This window comes from Rhodococcus sp. P14, assembly GCF_000256505.1.
GTDB lineage: Bacteria > Actinomycetota > Actinomycetes > Mycobacteriales > Mycobacteriaceae > Rhodococcus > Rhodococcus ruber.
On record NZ_AJFC01000322.1, the window covers coordinates 1 to 18,003 of the forward strand.

At 64.1% G+C, this 18,003-nt stretch carries 12 protein-coding genes and 5 pseudogenes; 7 read left to right on the top strand and 10 right to left on the bottom strand.

Annotated features, from left to right (window positions below; translation table 11 throughout):
• The 3 genes and pseudogenes from OEY_RS31295 to OEY_RS0123035 all read right to left on the bottom strand — a co-directional run.
• Positions 1–483, bottom strand: a pseudogene (locus tag OEY_RS31295) (IS21 family transposase); the annotation flags it as partial.
• Between the two features lie 137 nt (positions 484–620).
• Positions 621–889, bottom strand: a pseudogene (locus tag OEY_RS31535) (IS1634 family transposase); the annotation flags it as partial.
• A gap of 249 nt (positions 890–1,138) precedes the next feature.
• The gene (locus tag OEY_RS0123035; protein WP_010596121.1) at positions 1,139–2,080 is read right to left on the bottom strand and encodes a LysR family transcriptional regulator; all 942 of its coding nucleotides are present in this window, start codon (positions 2,078–2,080) and stop codon (positions 1,139–1,141) included.
• A 118-nt stretch (positions 2,081–2,198) separates the two neighbouring features.
• On the opposite strand from OEY_RS0123035, the pseudogene OEY_RS30960 reads away from it, so the two are divergent.
• The 5 genes and pseudogenes from OEY_RS30960 to OEY_RS28960 form a co-directional block, all read left to right on the top strand.
• Positions 2,199–2,320, top strand: a pseudogene (locus tag OEY_RS30960) (IS5/IS1182 family transposase); the annotation flags it as partial.
• A gap of 178 nt (positions 2,321–2,498) precedes the next feature.
• Entirely contained in the window at positions 2,499–3,845 is a 1,347-nt protein-coding gene (istA, locus tag OEY_RS0123040) for an IS21 family transposase (protein WP_010596122.1), read from the top strand.
• Between the two features lie 25 nt (positions 3,846–3,870).
• Complete coding sequence (gene istB, locus OEY_RS0123045) at positions 3,871–4,644, top strand: IS21-like element helper ATPase IstB (protein ID WP_010596123.1); 774 nt, start codon at positions 3,871–3,873, stop codon at positions 4,642–4,644.
• Positions 4,645–4,711: 67 nt separating this feature from the next.
• A pseudogene (locus OEY_RS31300) lies at positions 4,712–4,997 on the top strand (hypothetical protein); the annotation flags it as partial.
• A pseudogene (locus OEY_RS28960) lies at positions 4,997–5,804 on the top strand (IS701 family transposase); the annotation flags it as partial. The pseudogenes OEY_RS31300 and OEY_RS28960, both read left to right, overlap by 1 nt.
• Positions 5,805–6,066: 262 nt before the next feature.
• Here OEY_RS28960 and OEY_RS0123055 read toward each other — a convergent pair.
• The 7 genes from OEY_RS0123055 to OEY_RS0123085 form a co-directional block, all read right to left on the bottom strand.
• The gene (locus tag OEY_RS0123055; protein ID WP_010596125.1) at positions 6,067–6,855 is read right to left on the bottom strand and encodes an enoyl-CoA hydratase/isomerase family protein; all 789 of its coding nucleotides are present in this window, start codon (positions 6,853–6,855) and stop codon (positions 6,067–6,069) included.
• Positions 6,856–7,311: 456 nt separating this feature from the next.
• On the bottom strand, positions 7,312–8,181 hold the full coding sequence (locus OEY_RS28965; protein ID WP_010596126.1) for an LLM class F420-dependent oxidoreductase: 870 nt from the start codon (positions 8,179–8,181) through the stop codon (positions 7,312–7,314).
• A gap of 450 nt (positions 8,182–8,631) precedes the next feature.
• Complete coding sequence (locus OEY_RS0123065; protein ID WP_010596127.1) at positions 8,632–9,039, bottom strand: nuclear transport factor 2 family protein; 408 nt, start codon at positions 9,037–9,039, stop codon at positions 8,632–8,634.
• Positions 9,040–9,689: 650 nt separating this feature from the next.
• On the bottom strand, positions 9,690–10,376 hold the full coding sequence (locus tag OEY_RS30045; RefSeq protein WP_082061197.1) for a TetR/AcrR family transcriptional regulator: 687 nt from the start codon (positions 10,374–10,376) through the stop codon (positions 9,690–9,692).
• A gap of 55 nt (positions 10,377–10,431) precedes the next feature.
• Positions 10,432–12,030, bottom strand: a complete 1,599-nt coding sequence (locus OEY_RS0123075; RefSeq protein WP_010596129.1) for a class I adenylate-forming enzyme family protein — start codon at positions 12,028–12,030, stop codon at positions 10,432–10,434.
• 107 nt (positions 12,031–12,137) lie between these two features.
• Positions 12,138–12,422 carry a YciI family protein gene (locus OEY_RS0123080; protein ID WP_010596130.1) on the bottom strand — a complete coding sequence of 95 codons (285 nt, stop codon included), beginning with the start codon at positions 12,420–12,422 and terminating at the stop codon, positions 12,138–12,140.
• Between the two features lie 25 nt (positions 12,423–12,447).
• Positions 12,448–14,094, bottom strand: coding sequence for a flavin-containing monooxygenase (locus OEY_RS0123085; protein WP_010596131.1), 1,647 nt, complete (start codon positions 14,092–14,094; stop codon positions 12,448–12,450).
• Positions 14,095–14,639: 545 nt separating this feature from the next.
• Here OEY_RS0123085 and OEY_RS0123090 point away from each other — a divergent pair.
• Together OEY_RS0123090 and OEY_RS28975 are read left to right on the top strand one after the other, a co-directional pair.
• Positions 14,640–16,238 carry an acyl-CoA carboxylase subunit beta gene (locus OEY_RS0123090; RefSeq protein ID WP_010596132.1) on the top strand — a complete coding sequence of 533 codons (1,599 nt, stop codon included), beginning with the start codon at positions 14,640–14,642 and terminating at the stop codon, positions 16,236–16,238.
• Positions 16,239–16,246: 8 nt separating this feature from the next.
• A partial coding sequence (locus tag OEY_RS28975) for an acetyl-CoA carboxylase biotin carboxylase subunit (RefSeq protein WP_010596133.1) occupies positions 16,247–18,003 on the top strand: 1,757 nt, incomplete at its 3' end.

Below are 18,003 nucleotides of genomic sequence, written 5' to 3' on the forward strand. Positions count from 1 at the left end.
GACGACGCGGTCGAGACCGTCGATCAGGTGCGGCTGGGGCATCGCCGGGGCGAGCACCCCGCGCCAGCGGCCCGAATGCGCCAACGAGCCGACCAGCGGATTCGCCGCCTTCCCCCAGCCCCACGACGCGGGTAGGTCCGGCAGCTCGACGGAAGTCCCACTGGGTTTCCTCCCCCGGCAGATGCTCGATCACCGCGTTCGGGTGCTCCGTGGCGCCCGCGCAGGAGTGACAGGCGGGTCTCAGGTTGCGGGTGTGGATCCGGCGGGTCAGCGTCGGATACGACGCCGCGTCACCGAGGTCCTCGAGTTCGTCGCACAAGGTCCGCGGCCACAGGTGCGGATCCTCGCGCAGCTGGGTCGTGACGTAGTCGACGAGCGGCTCGAACGGTCCTCACCGGCCCGTTTGCGCACACCGGGGACGGTGGTCGTCCAGCCTCGTTTGTGCAGTGCGTGTATCTCCACATAGTCCTCCCATGTCAACATGAGAAGGTGGGTCTCCTTCGACGTGCTGGTGCGTGGTCAGAGACCACCAGCATCGAAGGAGACCCGCCCTCATCGGCGGAGCCACAAGGGTGAGCACTTACGATGAGGAGGACTGAGCATTTTCAATGAGCGCCATCAGCAGCGAGGACCTCGATCAACCAGCGGGACCGTTTCCGGGTGATCGTCGATGATCCACCGGTGCCCGCGCCGAGGTCAAGGTCGAGGTCGAGTTCTTGCCGGCTGGCGAGCGGTTTCTCGCGGGCCGTCTCGAGTAACGCAGCAAGTTTACTGTCGGTATGGACGAACCGAGGTGCTCGAGCACTGTGTCTCGGCGGCTTTGCATGGCTGCGATCTGCACCGCGGTTGCTCCCGAGGCGGCGCGGACTTTGCGGAGGTGGGCGGCCACGGGTCGGAGCCCACCCGGCCCGTTAGTGTGCCATTTCCTGAAGCTGGACCGCTGCTACCTGCGCAAATGCCGAGTCCATCCCGAAAATCGACTCGCCTGGTGCAAGCCAGGCGCGACGTGACCCGACCGCGTCGGGCAACAGTCCGTGACCGAGCGCCGAATCCACGACCAGAACACCCGAGCCGAGACCCCTCAGGCCGACACGCGGACCGCGCGAAAGATCAAGGCTAGTTCCAGAGAACAGCATATTCATCGGGAAAGCTCGCAGAGATCGCCGCCTGGAATGCGATCGATCATGAGTTGGCTAATTTTCTGCGCGCAGTCTGCAAAGGCGCGAACTTCTGGCCTTGCCTCCTCCGGGTTGAATGCAACAGCGATTTCGGATGGTGTGGCATCTCTCAGCGGAATAGCTTTGAGCGATGGGTCTTCAAGGCCCATACGCCAGGCGCTCCCCGCAATCGGCATGAGAACATCCTCGAACATCAGGGTGAACTTCAGTTCAGCGATTGTCACCGCTGGTGTGCTGCGGGTCTGTCCGGGTTCCTGACGGATATCGTTCAGGAGCCAGAAATCGACCCATTTGCGAGGAACATTGACCAGATCGATCATGGGTTCGTAGAGGATGTCGTTGACAGATAAATTGCTTGCATCCGCGAGTGGATGGCTCGTGCTCATGCACACCATCCGGGGTTCGCGGAAGAGCGGCAGAACGGTGAGGCGATCTTCGGAACACGGGGGACGGACAAGTGCGATGTCAACGTCGCCATCCCTCAGTCCACTGAACTGTTCCTCGAAAGTACACTCATGGATTTTGATAGGTACGCCAGGATATGTGTCCTTGAAGGCCCTGATGATCGGGACGGTCAGTTCTGCTGCTGCAATCTGCCCAGCCATCAGACCGACAACTAGGGGACGCGCTACCGCAGTGTCCCGGACCAACTGGACCGCGTGATCGAATCGGCTGATGAGATGCCGCGCCTGATCGAGAAGAACGACGCCGGCGGGGGTCAGCTCAACTCCGCGGTGAGAGCGTTCGAGGAGGTCCACGCCGATCTCTCGCTCCAACCTCCGAATGACCTGCGAAACCTGGGGTTGGGCAGTGAAGCACTTCTGAGCCGCACGCCGAATGCTGCCTTCTTCAGCAACGGCAACGAACATCTTCAAGTGCCGTACGTCCATGTCCATCTTCATGTACTCCTGACTGTCTGGACGACCGTGGCGCCAGCGACAATCGCCCATCCCTGTGATCAATCTTACATCCCTCCGTTTATGTCAAGCGTCAGGCGTGCCAACCACCAGTCGGGCGACCTCGGCGAACACCCACGACAGCGTCATGCTGCAATCGATGGTCGCCGCGATCCCGGCCGTGCGGTCACGCCGTGGTCCGCGTCGCCGCACGCCGGGCGGTTGCGGGCGGACAACGGCTACGACTCCGCCGTGTGTCCGCGTACACCCTGACGTGACGGTCCAGGTACAACCTCATATGTAGGTGTTCGGCGAGTCCTGCCGTTACTCGCCCACGGCAAGGGCCACCCTTCGGTTCGTCTACCGCCAAGTCGACGAACCCGAAGGGTGGCCCTTGCCCATGATCCTCGATGGAGAGTCCTGGATGAACATCCGCCGTTTCACAGCACTGCACGAGGCCGGTGCAACCTACGCCGAGATCGCCCGTGAATGCGGCTGCGATTGGCGCACCGTGCGCCGCTACCTCGCCGCCGACGCCCCGACCACCCCGCCGAAAGGCACGTCCCGGGCCGGGACACAGCCCCGGGCGATCACCGACGAGACCGCCGCAGTGATCGAACAGATGCTCCGCGCCGACATCGGCCTCAAGGCGTCGGTGATCTGCGAACGCCTCGCCGCCGACTACAACATCACTGTGCACTATCAGCGCGTCAAAATGTTTTGTCGCACAGCACGTCCCGTCATTGCCGACGAGTTGGAGGCGGACCGGACGCTGCCCTCGGGCGGATTGCACCGCCGCTTCGACACTGTCCCCGGGGCGCAGGCCCAGGTCGACTGGGGTGAGGAAGGGGACCTGTTCGGCTCCGGGCGCAAGGTCTACTCGTTCCACATGGTGCTCTCCTACTCGCGGGACCCGTTCTGCTGTTTCACCCACAGCATGGGTCTGTCCGCGTTCTGGGGAGCTCACATCCGTGCCTTCGACCACTTCGGTGGTGTCCCGGCCACCGTCGTCTACGACCGCACCAAGACGGTGGTGCGTCGCCACGTCCGCCCTGGTCATGCGGTACCGCTGCACCCGGCCGCGGTCGCGTTCTCCGGTCATTACGGGTTCGAGATCGACGTGCTCGGCGCCTACCGCCCGACCGGCAAGGGGCGGGTCGAGCGGCAGGTCGCGATCGTGCGCGACCACGTGCTGGCCGGCCGGACGTTCACCGACCTGGCTGACGTCGACCGGGCGTTCGCCGACTGGGTGCCGATCCGCCGCGGCCAGGTCCACCGCACCCACGGTCGGCTCATCGGGGAGCGTGCCGCCGTCGATCACGCCGCGTTGCGGCCGCTGCCGGCGCAGCCGTATCTGGTGGCCGATGCGCACCTGCGGCGGGTCGGCAAGGACGCGTTGGTCTCGTTCGAGGCGTCGTTGTACTCGGTGCCCGCCGACCGGGTGCGCGCCGGGCAGCGCGTCGAGGTTCGCGCCGGGACCGACAGCGTCGCCATCGCCGCCCTGACCTGCGACGGCGGGCAGATCCTGTGCGTGCATCCGCGGGCGACGACGAAGGGATCGTGGATCGTCGATCCGGCCCATTGGGCCGGCCTGCCGGACGGGCACACCCGCGCGACCACCGTCGACCCCGACCCGCACCCCGGCCACGTCGTGACAGCTGTCCCGTCGACACCGGCGCCGGTCGAGCTGCTCGAGCAACTGGTCGCGGCGAAGGTCGGACACGTTCATGTCGACCACCGCCCCTTGTCGGTCTACGCCGACGTCATCTGACCACACAACCACACCGGAGAAAACAGTGAATACTCTTGTCACCCAACGCATCATCGACAATGCTCTCAAACTCGGTCTCGGTCACACCGCCGAGACCGCCGGCGAGGCCGCCGCCCGCGCCGAGACGGACTCGATGGGCTATCTCGACTTCCTCGACCATCTGCTCGCCGAGGAACTGGCCGTGCGGGAATCGCGGCGCTTCCGCAATGCCCTCAAGCTGTCGGCCCTGCCGCACCACAAGACCCTCGACGAGTTCGACTACAGCTTCCAACCCGGCCTCGAACCACGCCGTGTCCGGGACCTGGCGACACTCGAATTCGTCTCCCGTGCAAGCAATGTCGCCCTCCTCGGTCCGCCCGGGGTAGGCAAGACGCACATCGCGGTGGCGTTGGCTGTCGCGGCGTGTCAGGCCGGGTACTCGATCTACTTCACGACCCTCGACGACCTGGTCCGCAAACTCAAAGCCGCCGATGCGGTCGGGCGGTTGCCCAAGCAGCTGGGCAGCCTGATGCGCCCGTCACTGCTGGTGATCGACGAAGTCGGCTACCTGCCGCTCGACCGGGAGGAGGCCAACATGTTCTTCCAGTTGATCAGCCGCCGAAACGAGAAGGGCGCGACGATCGTCACCAGCAACAAGTCGTTCACCGAGTGGGGCTCGGTCCTCGGCGACGATGTCCTCGCCACCGCCATCTTGGACCGACTACTGCATCACTGCGACGTGCTGACCATCAACGGGCCCAGCTACCGGCTCAAGGACCGCCAAGCCCTTGTCACCAAGCCCGACGCCCCGGCACCATAAGACCGTCGGGCACCGACACATGAGGTCGTACCCACAACGACAGATGAGGTCGTACCCGGACACCGTGCACCGCCGGTGGCTGCGCGAGCGGAGCATCGTGCCGCGCATCGCCCGCCGCGGGATCGAGTCCAGCGAGCGCCTGGGTCGATACCGGTGGAAGATCGAACGCACCTTGGCGTGGGCTGACCGGCTACTGCAGGATGACGATCCGCTACGAACGCCACGGCGCCCATTTCGCCGGCTTCCTCCAACTTGCCGCCGCGCCGCCATGCTGGAAGAAGCTCGCCAAACGAGACATCCGCTTAGTACTGAAGCAACGGTCTGCGACCACTGGTGTGCCCCGTGATACTTGATGGCGCTGCCATCGGAGGTACTGGAGTGGGCGGCGGGGTTCCGGGCATTCTGCGCACGGTTCGCACACCGTTTTTCGCGGTGGAGGTGCGACGCCGGATAGGCACATACCTGCGCGGCTTGCTCGGAGAGCTGGAACGCTTGAACGGCTGGACGCTGGCCGAGGCGGCCCGCGATACGGGCCCGGAGGGCTTGCAGCGGCTGCTGAACTTCCACTCCTGGGACTGCAACGGAGTGCGTGATGATGTGCGCGAGATCGTGATCGAGTCGATCGGCGACGCCGACTCCGGGATGTTGATCGTCGACGAAACCGGCCTTGTGAAGAAGGGAGCCCGCTCGGTCGGCGTGGCCCGGCGGTACTTCGGCACGGCCGGGAGGATCGAGAACAGCCAGATCGGGGTGTTCCTCGCCTACGCCTCCGATCGCGGCGGGCGTTGATCGACCGGGAGTTCCACCTGCCGAAGGCCCGGACCGAGGACCGCGATCGGTGCCGGGACGCCGGCATCGGCGACGAGGTGGCATTCTTGGCGAAACCCTCACTGGCACAGTCGATGATCGAACGCGCCCTCGCCGCGGAGGTACCGTTCGCGTGGGTCACCGGCGACGAGGCCTACGGGCAGGTCGGCACGTTGCGGATGTGGCTCGAATCCCGGTACGTGCCGCACGTTCTCGCGGTGCCCAAGTCACAGATGGTGGTGTCGATGCAGCTGCAAAGGCGCCGAGTCGATTCCGTCGCGACGGACGTACCGGACACCGCGCGGCAACGAATGCGGCGCGGCGACCGTGCGCACGGTCCCCCGTTCTACGACTAGGCGGTCGTCGACATCCGGCCGCGCCGCGTTCCTGACGATCCTGCGCCGAGGCGTGAAGAAAGGGGGATCTCCAACCGGCGTGACACCGCTGGTTCCTCTGACAGTCAACATGATTCGACGACCGTTCAACCGAGTCGCCTGTCCGGTGCGCCACGCCCTCGCCCACGTCTGGTACTGGTCGAACAGGCGCCGCGCCGACCAGGTCAGAGCCCGCACCAGCCACTACAAACGGCGACATCACAAAGGGTCGTTGCAGTACTTACTCGCCCCTGTACTTCGCCTTGCCTGGGCCATCATCGATGAAGGACTGAAAGCCGCTCTCCCGGTCCTTCGTGTCGAAGACTTCCACGAAGAGACCCTCCTCAATTCGCAATCCTGCCGCGAGATCGACCTGCATTCCGAGGTCGATGGCTCGTTTGGAGTTCGAAATCGCCAGAGAAGCCCCGCGGCTGAACTGTCCCGCCCACGCCAGAGCGGCGTCGTACACCTCATCAGGTGTGACTACTTCGTCGACGAGTCCGAGGCCAAGTGCTTCGCTGGCCCCGATGACCCGACCGGTGAATATGAGTTCCTTGGCCTTGGAGGGTCCGATCAACCGAGCCAATCTCTGGGTGCCTCCGCCTCCAGGGATGATTCCGAGGCTGGTCTCTGGGAGTCCGAGCCTCGCATCCTCGGCGGCAATTCTCCAGTCCGCCCCAAGTGCTAATTCGAGACCGCCACCGACCGCGAGCCCGGTGATTGCCATGACGGTTGGCTTGACGATGTCTGCGAGGGCACCGAGGTCTCTCTGCAGTCGTCGGGCATCCGCACGGAGGTCGGCCGAACTCATCGAGTGCAGCTCCTTGATGTCGGCACCGGCAGCCAGGGTCTTCGGACCTCCGTACACCACTACGGCGTTGATATCGGCGCGCCGGTTCGCCTCCTCGGCAGCGGCAGCGATCTCCATCTGCACCTGCCGACTCAGCAAATTGAGTGGCGGACGATCGATCCGGATGATTCCGACGCCGACATGGTCGGCGGTTGCCTCGAGAGATACGAATTGAGCCATCTGTTCCCCTACGTCACAAGTTGATGTCAGCCGTTGTAGCACGTCACATCGATCCGACACCGCACGCTCAGCGCCCATCCCAGTGATGACAGGATGACGCCAGGAACGACGCCAACCCCGCCACCACAGCTGATCCCCCGGCCCTCGTCAGCTGAACGATCGTCTCGAGGCGAGCGAACATCTTCCGGTGGTATCGCAGCGGCCACGGGCGCTATCACGCTCTGCCCTATGCATGCCACCGGCTCCACAGCGGTCACTGCTCGGTGAACCATTTCGCGCCACCCGGAACGCCAGAGTCGCGGTAGTTACCCGCAACCATGCGTACGCGGCCACCCTCGACACGCCGAGTGCCTACGGCGGAGCGAAACCACACCGAGACGGTGATGCTGCTGGCGGCGTTGCTCCCTTGGGGCCACCCAACGCGTCTGCCTTGTCGGATCGCTCGTTTGGTAGGCCTCACCCCAGCAGTTCAGCCGCCAGATCCTCGAGTTCTTTGAGGATCTCGTCAAGAGGGACATCCTGAAGCCAGATGATGACGCGGTCCGCGCCGGCTGCTTCGAGCGCGGCGACCTCGTCGCGCGTGCGCCACTGCCCCTGCAGCCCGAAGACACTGACATCGAGTTCGTTCGGGTCTCGACCGGCGTCTCTGGCGAACCCGTGAAGCTGCTCAACTCCCGCCGCGAGTTCCTCCGCAGTCTGCACAATCGGGATCCAGCCGTCGCCCCACTCGACGATGCGCTGGAATACCTTCGGTGAACCCATCGACGCCAGAAGGATCGGTGGATGCGGCTGACTGCGTGGTTTCGGGAAGGACCGCACGGGTGGGAAGTCGACGTAGGTACCGTGGAATTCGGAGGGGTCGGTTGTCCACAGCGCCTTCATGGCAGCGACGTGTTCGGTGACCTGGGACCATCGGTGCTTCCAGTCCCCGCCCATGACGCGGCACTCGGACTCGTTCCATCCCGTTCCAACACCGAGCTTCAGCCGCCCACCGCACACGTCGTCGAGCGTGGCGACCTGAGACCCGGTCAGGATCGGCTCCCGCTCGGCTGGCAGCAGCACAGCGGTGCCGAGAGTGATGGTGCTGGTGACCGCGGAAGCGCGAGCCAGGCAGATGAGCGGATCAGGCTCGCGCATCACCAAGCTGGGCGGCTCGGTGGCGCCTTCCTCCCAGCGCCCCGGGTAGTTCAGATACTTGTCATCAACCGGTACGACGGGGTGGTCGCCCAGCCAGTACGACTCGAAGCCGAGTTCTTCGGCACGCCGCGCTACAACTGCCGAGTCGTGCTCACGATCGGCCGGGACCTGAATAACTCCAATTTTCATCGCTGCTCCTTATCGTACGAGTCGGGCAAGGGCTTGTGCTGCCACCACGAAGAACGATGACTGGATCCGATAGTCGGCAGATCGTAGTGACCCGCTTGGGATTCGCCTCATATCTCCGTGCAACGCAGTGACACTGGGAGGTTGGATTCACTCGAATCGAAAGCCTGTCGGCTTCTTGCGACGTAGGGGCTATGGGATGCCCGAAAGCTACGGTCTCTTCCGCTCCTGGATACCGCGCTTTTCGTCGTAATAGCTGCGGAGCGGCCTTACGCGGACGTCGGACCACGGGGTCCACCGCCACGAACTGAAATACGTTTGGGCCCAGCGTGACACAGCCAACCTTGGTCGACTCACAGACAAACCGCAGTGTGCTGCAACGATGGGCGAATGCCCGCAGGGGCATCGGCCGATCCGCGCGTACAAGCTCGGGCGGATCCAGGGTGCCGACGGCTACTTGCCCGCCAAGAACACGTCGAAAGTGTGTTGCGTATCGAGGTATTCCTTCACTTGTTGCACCTTGCCGTCAGATACGACGAACAGCATGTGATATTCGTTGTTGTAGATGCTGCCGTCCGGATTTTCACCGTACGACTCCACCTCGGCAGCAACGCGATCGCCTTCGGCGGTGAGCGCCTTCACCCTCATTTCGAGTCCGTTCTTCATGGGCACGACCAGGTTCCTGAGGAGATCACCCATCTCCTCCTTGGTTTTGGTTCCCGCCAGGGGAAACAGTTCCGGTTTTCCGCCGACCCACCAGGTGCAGGACTCTGACATGTCGGCCAACACGGCGTCGATGTCGGCCGTTGCGAACTTGGCCAGGAATTGCTCGACAAACTGCTTGTTCTGCTCGATGCTCATTTTATGACTCCTTCTTGGTGTTGAATTCTTCTGGGTTGCAGAACTTTTGATCCGCGCTTCATCCGTGTGTGCGCGCGTCTTCCATCGGTGTTGGCGGGGCACGGGGTCGGGTAGTGCTGCTACGGACCTCTGCACGGCTCCAACGCGAAGCCAACCGCGCACTCCGCGCCGGCTGGCCTCGAGATCGGCTACCCGCTCCGGTCGGCATGTGCACAGCGGCATGGCCTCGCATAGGGTTCCACCGCTCCTGTGCGCGGCCGAGTCGCCTGATCTGCGACCGCCCTCACAGGGAATCATCATTCGACTAGATCGTCACCAATGGCCGCATCCGATCGCTGTCGGTCAATTCCCTTTCAGGAAGAACCTCTGCGCAGTAGACCCATTCGCTGTATCCAACAGTTGACCAGCAAGTCATATCGTCAGTACAGACGAGTTCCGTCCACACTCGCCCGGGTCCCCGAATCCGGCCCCCGGAGCCCTCCCCTCTGCCTCTGCCCCTGTCCTCGCAACACAGGGCACTCGATCAGGGCCGTGACGTGCGTCAGCCACGGGAAGCTACCTATGACCGCTGCTGAAGCGAAGGGCCGAAATTTTGTCGCCGGCCGGGATCATGAACAGCTGATCGGTTGTCGGGCACGCGGGTCCTTCCACTAGGCGTCCGCTCGATCGAAGCGCAGACCGAGGGCCTGTGCCCATAACTGAGTCAGTGTGAGAACGGCCGCCTCCTCGTCGAACTTCACGCCGTGGATGAACCACATCTGGGTGAAGTGTTCGACCATTCCGCCCAGCGCAGCTGCGGCGATTTCGGCATCGAGCCGAGAATCCACCACTCCCTCTTCCTGCAATCGCCTGATTCCTGCTTCGTTGCGACGCAGGAATAGGTCCCGAATCTGCAATTTCAGGTCACGAAACTGCGGATCCCGAATTGCCATTTCGTCGATGACTGCGACGAGCCAGGCGTTGCGTGCCGCTGCAGCAATATACTGACGATTTGCGGCCTCAATTTTTGAAATCGCATCGTCCGGCACGTTGCTGTTCATTTGCGAGGCGCTGAACATTTCTCCCGCCACCATGGTGAACAGTTCGTTCAGCACGGATTCCTTCGTTTCGAAGTAATGGTAGAAAGTGCCGTAGGATGTGCCGGACCGTTCCGCAATATCCGAGATCCGGGTTTCGCGAAAGCCCCGCTCCTCGAAGAGTTCACGTGCTGCTGCGACCAACGCCCCGCGCGTACGACGCCCGCGCTGGGTGGTCGGCGCCTCTTGCTGCGCCGGTCGGAGCGATGTAGCGACGCGTGCGGGTTCAGTGTCGGATTGACTGCCGTTCTGTACTGCCATCTCGTGTCATCCTTCCGGGATCCGCCGCCACGCACAGCGCATCGTCGTTCCTATCTTACGGGCTCGATTCTGCTGGCGCCGACGCACGTAGCGCGACCTTTTTGATTTTTCCCGATGGTGTGAGCGGCAATGTGTCGACTACGTGTATCCGAGCGGGAATCTTGTACTTGGCGAGTTGCTCGCGGCATCGGTCGAATAATGCGTCGATGTCGACAGTTGTTCCCGGTGTCGGGACAATATATGCATGACCCACTTCGCCGTACAGGTCGTCGGGAACTCCGACCACTGCACTCATTGCGACCGTCGGGTCGGCGGCAAGGACGTTCTCGATTTCGACGGGGTAGACGTTGTAGCCGCTGCGGACGTACATCTCCTTTTTGCGGCCGCACAATGCAATTCGGCCGTCCGGTCTCTGGCGCGCCATGTCACCGGTAACCAGCCACCCGTCGGGGAGGAATGTATGTTTCGATTCGGCGGGCTTGTTCCAGTATCCGTCGGCGACGCATCGGCCGCGGATGTGCAGCTCACCTTCGCTGTCGATGGGCAGCTGGTGGTGGTCGTCGTCGGTGATGCGGATCTCGAAGTCGCCGATGGGGACTCCCAGGGTGGCGACAAGTGTCTCGAGGTCGTCATCGGGAGCAGAGATGATGCAGGCCCCGGATGTTTCGGAGAGGCCGTAGAGATTGGCCATACGGACTCCGTTGAAGGTGTCGAGGATTCGTCGGCCCAATGCGGGTTCGACATTGGACCCACCGGTTACGCAGGTGCGGACCGAGGAGGTGTCCGCTGCTGGGAATTCGGGCAGGTCCATCATCATGGTGTACATCGTGGGGACGCCGATGAAGATCGTGACCTTCCGGCCGTCGATGGCTTCGAGCGCCGTTCTCGGGCTGTATCGCGGGAGTAGTGCGACCTTGCCGCCGGCGGCCATCGTGGCACCGACGGTGCACGTCATTCCACCGACGTGGTTGAGCGGCATGTGGCCGATCGCGACGTCGTCCGCGGTCAGGTGTAGGTGCTCGGCCGTCGCGGCCGCGGAGGCCAAAATGCTGGCGTGCGTAAGGGTTGCACCCTTCGGGTCGCCAGTGGTTCCTGAGGTGTACAGGACGACTGCAGGGTCGTGGGGTTGTACCAGCGACTCGCGGTGCCGAAGGGTCTCGGTGTCGGGTGCGGTCGGTATCTCATCCCAGCGATGGCTTCCGGCGAATCCGTCGTCGTCGAGGAAGATGTAGTGACACACGGTGGGGATACGCGGGCGGAGCCCCTGGACGAAGTCGACGAAGTCGAAGTCACCATCTCGGGAACTGCAGATGAGCATGCTCGCGGCGGACTGGTTGAGCATGTAGTCGAACTCGCGCTCGCGGTATGCGACATTCAAGGTGACCAGGATGGCGCCGATCTTGGCGGCGGCGAACCAGGTGATGAGCCATTGTGCCGAGTTGGGCGCGGCGATGGCGACGCGGCCGCCCTTGCTGATCCCCATAGACAGCAGGCCCGCGGCGAACTCGTCCACCGCGCGGGAGAAGTCGCCGTAGGTCCAGTCTCGATCCGGGCACAGGAGGAAGGGGCTGTCCGGGGACGCGTTGTGCAGCAGCGCCGACAATGTCGCTGACTGCGGTGTGATCGAGCGAGCAGGCTCGGTATCGTTGTTCATGAGAAGTGGTCCTCTTCTATCTCTTTCCGGCGACCCCTGTGAGGTGCGGTTCCTGGACGTGTCCGGCTCAGCAGCGCAACTGAGCCGGACACGTCCAGGGCGTAGCGCTAGGACTCCACCAGGTCCGGGTGGATGGCCTTGGAGGGGCGGAAATGCATGAACTCGTAGTGGGCCACCCCGTCGCGCACGAAGGGGTCTTCCTGCATCAGGGCACGGACCTGGTCCTCGCTGTCGCCGTGGGCAATGATCAGTCCACCGGTGAACGGTTGACGAGGACCGGATGCAACGAAATACCCGTCTTCGTAGCAGCGGTCGACAAACGCGAGGTGCTCGGCGACCACGGCCTCGTCACGGCTGAAAGGTCGGGTGTAGGTGCTTGCAATGACGAACATCGACTCTCGTTTTCCTGTAGCGATTTCAGCGGCCGGACGCGACGGGAAGTCTCGAGAACTCGAAACCCTCGAAGTCGTGGCTGGCACTCTTCTCGATTTCCTGGAAGTAGCCGGCCGCCCCACCGAAGTAGAACAGCACTCGGCGTGGCTTGCCGGGGATGTTGGCACCGAGGTACCAACTGTTGAAGGACTCCCCGCTCGGGAGCAGCGTCATGTTGAAGATTTCCGCCACGTGCTCGGTCCACCGCGCGGTGGCTTCCGCCGTGGGCTGCATGCGGTCGTATCCGTGTTCGTTCATATAGGTCAGCGCCCGGCCGAGCCACTCGACGACCTTTTCGATGATGACCGGGATGTTGGCGTACGCGCTCTGCGGGCCGCAGATCATGAACATGTTGGGGAAGCCGGGTGTGCCGATGCCCAGGTAGGTCTCGGGGCCGGCGGCCCAGTATTCGGAGAGTCCGACCCCGCGTTCGCCGCGGATGTCGATGTTGTTCAGAGCGCCGGTGACGGCGTCGAATCCGGTGGCGAAGATGATGACGTCGAACTCGTATTCACGCTCGCGGGTGCGCAGGCCGTTGGCAGTGAGAGCCTCGATCGGATTGGTGCGGATGTCGACGAGGCTGACGTTGTCGCGGTTGAAGGTCTCGTAGTAGTTGGTTCCCGACGGCGGCCGCTTGGAGACGTAGGGGTATCCGCGGGGGGTGAGCAGTTCGGCGGTCTCGGGATCCTCGATGATCTCGCGGATCTTCTTTCGGATGAATTCCGCGGCGGCGTCGTTCGATCGCTGGTCGAGGATGAGGTCGTCGAAGGTCTCGAAGACGAAGTGGAAGCCGCCGTTGCGCCATCCTTCCTCGAAGATGCGGTCACGTTCGGCGTCGATTTCGACGTCGTCGTACATCCGCCCCGCCGGATCCATCGGGAAGCCGAAGACATGGTTTCGGGCCTTGTTCCAGACCGCGGCGTAGTCCGACTTGATCTTGCGGCGGAACTCGTCGTCCAGATCGTGATTCTGTGCCGGCATCACGTAGTTCGGGGTGCGTTGGAAGACGGTCAGGTGCTCGGCGACCTCGGCGACGTGCGGGATCGTCTGAATGCCGGAGGCCCCGGTTCCCACCACTGCCACGCGCTTGCCGGTGAAGTCCACCTTCTCCTTCGGCCACCGTCCGGTGAGGTAGACCTCGCCGTTGAAGCTGTCGAGACCTTCGTACGGCGGCTCCTGCGGAACCGACAGGTGCCCGAGGCCGGTGAAGAAGTAGGTGCAGGTGAACTGGTTGCCGTCGTCGGTGGTGATCGTCCAGGTGTTGTCCGCGTCGTCGTAGGTGGCGGCCGTGACACGGTGGCCGAAGCGGATGTGACGGCGAACGTCGAAGCGGTCGGCCACGAAGCCGATGTAGCGCTGCACCTCCTCCTGGCCGGGGTAGCGCTCGGACCAGTCCCATTCCTGTTCGATCTCCGGGAAGGGGAAGCAGTACGACCAGCTTTCACTGTCGGTCCGGGCGCCCGGGTACCGGTTCCAGTACCAGGTGCCGCCGACGTCGGTTCCCGCTTCGAGCGCGACGGCGGACAGTCCGAGTTTTTGCAGTTCGATGAGCATGCGCACACCGGCGAAGCCGGCACCGATGACCAGGGCATCGGTGTGGGTGCTCGTCGACGCCTTGTCCTGATCAGACATCTGGTTCACTCCTGGGTTCTGGTCGTTCGTTGATGACACGGGGCACGCTGAACTCGACATCGCGGTTCGTCCTCTTGATGTGCGCTCGAGGCCGCCGTCGTGGGGTGTGGCGGGCGGGTCGCCCGCTGGTGCAACGGCCGTGAAAGGCGCACTTCCCCGGAGGCCGGGATTGATAGTCCCTGTCACCACCAGGCGCTATTGTGATGATAGCCACATATTGATTGGATAGTCAATTGTCGATCCGAGTTTCTTCCCAGCACTGGTGACGAGGCTGCACTTTGTGCAGGTAACTGTCACAAATAGAACTTGACTCGTCGATCAACTTACTGTTTCATGGATGGTATCGGGGGGCAGGCGAACTGGAGGGGGCCCCTTCTCCGGGGCGCCCCAACGGTTCGGTGCTCCTCTTTCGCCGATGCGTTTCCCACGTCGGGCAGCAGCCGTAGTGCCGTCCGGCGGGAACAGTCGGCGTCCGACCTGCCGCGGTGGGGGTCGCACCGGCCGCACCACCACACGATTTCCACGAGTCTGATCGAGGTGTACCTATGACGGTCATTTCCACACGGATCGATACGGGGTCCGAGCAGTTCTTGCTCGATCGCCGGGCAATGCTCGACGCCCTCGAACCGCTCGAGGCCCTCGCGGACCGCGTGCTCGACGCGGGTGGCGCGAAAACTGTCGAGCGCCATCGATCTCGCGGGAAGTTGCTGGCGCGAGAGCGTGTCGATCTGCTCCTGGACGAGGACGCGCCGTTCCTCGAGTTGTCGTGTTATGCGGGGGCGCACGATCCTGACGAGCAGCCCGGCGGCCGGCTGATCACCGGGATCGGTCCCGTCCGCGGCGTGGAGTGCATGATCATCGCCAACCAATCGACGGTCAAGGGCGGCTCGCTCAACCCCGATGCGGTGGCCAAGCAGCTGCGTGCCCTCGACATCGCCGAGCGCAACCGACTGCCCGTGATCACGCTTGTCGAATCCGGTGGTGCGGACCTCCCCCGCCAGGCCGACATCTTCGTGCCCGGCGGGCGGACCTTCCGCGAACTCACCCGCCTCACGGCCGCCGGAATCCCCACGATTTCCCTCGTCTTCGGTAGTTCCACCGCCGGCGGTGCGTACGTGCCGGGAATGAGTCAGTACACCGTGCTGGTCAAGGAAGCCGCCTCGGTCTATCTCGGTGGCCCGCCGTTGGTGAAGATGGCCATCAACGAGGACATCGACGACGAATCGCTCGGTGGTGCGGAGATGCACGCCCGGGTGTCGGGCCTCGCCGACTACCTCGCCGAAGACGAGCGTGACGCGCTGCGCCTGGGCCGGCAGATCGTGTCGGACCTGCAGTGGACCAAGGCCGGTCCGGGGCCGTCGTTGCCCGCGGATGCTCCCCTCTACGACGAGGAAGAACTACTGGGCTGCGCGGCGGCCGAGGCGAAGCGTCCGGTCGAGGTTCGCGAAATCCTCGCCCGCGTTCTGGACGGCTCACGCTTCGACGAGTTCAAACCGCTCTACGGCACCCAGCTGGTCACCGGGTGGGGTTCGATCGCCGGATATCCGATCGGCATCCTCGCCAACAACGGCATCCTGTTCTCCGACGAGGCGAACAAGGGCGCCCACTTCATCCAGCTCGCCAACGCCCGAAACATCCCCCTGCTGTTCGTGCAGAACATCACCGGCTTCATGGTCGGCTCGGCCGCCGAGCGGGGCGGCATCATCAAGGACGGCGCGAAGTTGATCAACGCCGTCTCGAACTCCACGGTCCCACATCTGACTCTGATGATCGGGGCGTCCTACGGTGCCGGCAACTACGCGATGTCCGGCCGCGCCTACGATCCGCGGTTCGTCTTCACCTGGCCGAATCACCGTATCGCCGTGATGGGCGGCGCCCAGCTCGGCGGGGTCATGTCGATCATCCGGAAGGCCGCGGCGCAGCGGTCCGGTGCGGCATTCAGCGACGCCGATGATGCCCAGGTGCGCCGCGAGATCGAGGAGATGATCGACAGTCAGTCCGGGGCGGTGTACGCAACGGGCCGGGTGTGGGACGACGGCGTGATCGATCCCCGTGATACCCGCACCGTGCTCGGCCTGGCCCTGTCCGCCACCCATTCCGCACCGGTGACCGGCACGGCCCGGTTCGCTACGTTCCGATTGTGAGAAGGATTGTGAATCAGAGTTCGATCAGCACCCTGCTCATCGCCAACCGCGGGGAAATCGCGCGACGTGTCATCCGTACCGCCCGGGCAATGGGAATCCGCACGGTCGCGGTGTACTCCGATCCCGACGCGCGGTCCCCGCATGTGACCGATGCCGACTTCGCCGTCCCGATCGGCGGAGCGAGTAGCGCCGAGTCGTATCTGGTGTGGGAGAAAATTCTCGATGCCGCCCGCCGAACCGGCGCGAATGCCATCCATCCCGGCTACGGTTTCCTCTCCGAGAACGCCGACTTCGCCGAGGCCTGTGAGGCCGCCGGGATTCTCTTCGTCGGTCCGAGCCCGAACTCGATCCGGGAAATGGGCCTGAAGGACCGGGCCAAGGAATGGGCCCGCAAGGCCGATGTGCCGGTGCTCCCCGACGCGGTCATCACCGGCGACGACACCGCCGCATGGGAGGCCGCCGCAGCCGAGGTCGGCTTCCCTCTCCTGGTCAAGGCCGTTGCCGGTGGCGGTGGGAAGGGTATGCGCCTGGTCGAGCGCGCCGACGATGTGGTCGAGGCGGTGGCCTCGGCCCGCCGTGAGGGCGCGAACCTGTTCGGTAATCCCACGGTCTTCCTGGAGCGGTATCTGAAGTTCTCCCGGCACATCGAGATCCAGGTCTTCGGTGACAAGCACGGCAATGCGGTGCATCTCGGCGAACGTGAGTGCTCGATCCAGCGCCGCCACCAAAAGGTCCTCGAGGAAGCACCCTCGCCCGTCATCACCCCCGAGGTGCGCAAGAAGATGGGCTCGACGGCGGTGTCGTTGGTCCGGGAGCTCGGATATGTCGGCGCCGGCACGGTCGAGTATCTCTTCGACGACGAGACCGGCGGGTTCTACTTCCTCGAAATGAACACCCGTTTGCAGGTCGAACATCCTGTCACCGAGGAGGTGACGGGCTTGGACCTGGTCGCCTTGCAGCTGCGGGTGGCCCGCGGCGAGCCGTTGGGATTCGACCAGGGCGAGGTCCGCATCGACGGGCACGCGATCGAGGTCCGGCTCTACGCGGAAGACCCCGCGAACGACTATCTTCCCACCCCGGGCACGCTGCACCACTACATCCACCCGGTGCGGACCGGTATCCGCTACGAGGACGGGATCGCCGCCCCGGCCGAGATCTCCCCCTTCTACGACCCGATGATCGCCAAGATCATCTCCCACGCCGACAACCGCGCCGAGGCGGCGTTCGCGTTGGCGGCCGCGATCGACGCCACCCAGGTCCACGGCGTGACGACGAACCGCGATTTCCTGTCGTCCCTGCTCCGGGACCCCGATTACCTCGCCGGTGCCACCCGCACCGACTTCCTCGACCACCACCAACACCTGCTCGACCCGCCGATGGCCACGGCCTGGCCGGTCCACCTGGCCGCCGCGGTGGCCGTCTCGACGGCGCGGCGCCGCAGCGGCGATCCGGTCCGTGGACATGCCCGGCCCGGCTTCCGGTCCCTCGCCACCCGCCTGCTGACCCGTGCTACCTGGCACCGCGCAGGAAAGGACTCGGCACTGCACGTCGGTTACCGGCTGGGCGGCTGGCAGGGGGACACCGACCTTCTGCTCGACATCGACGGTGTCGTGAACGAATTCACCCTCCGCGACCTGGACAGCGACAGCGTGCGGGTCCACTACGACGGAGTGGACTATCCCTGCACGGTGCGCGTGCATCCCGACGGCTCGGTCTGGGTCAACGACGCCAGCAGCCAGTCCGGCTGGCAGCCGCCGCCGCGGGC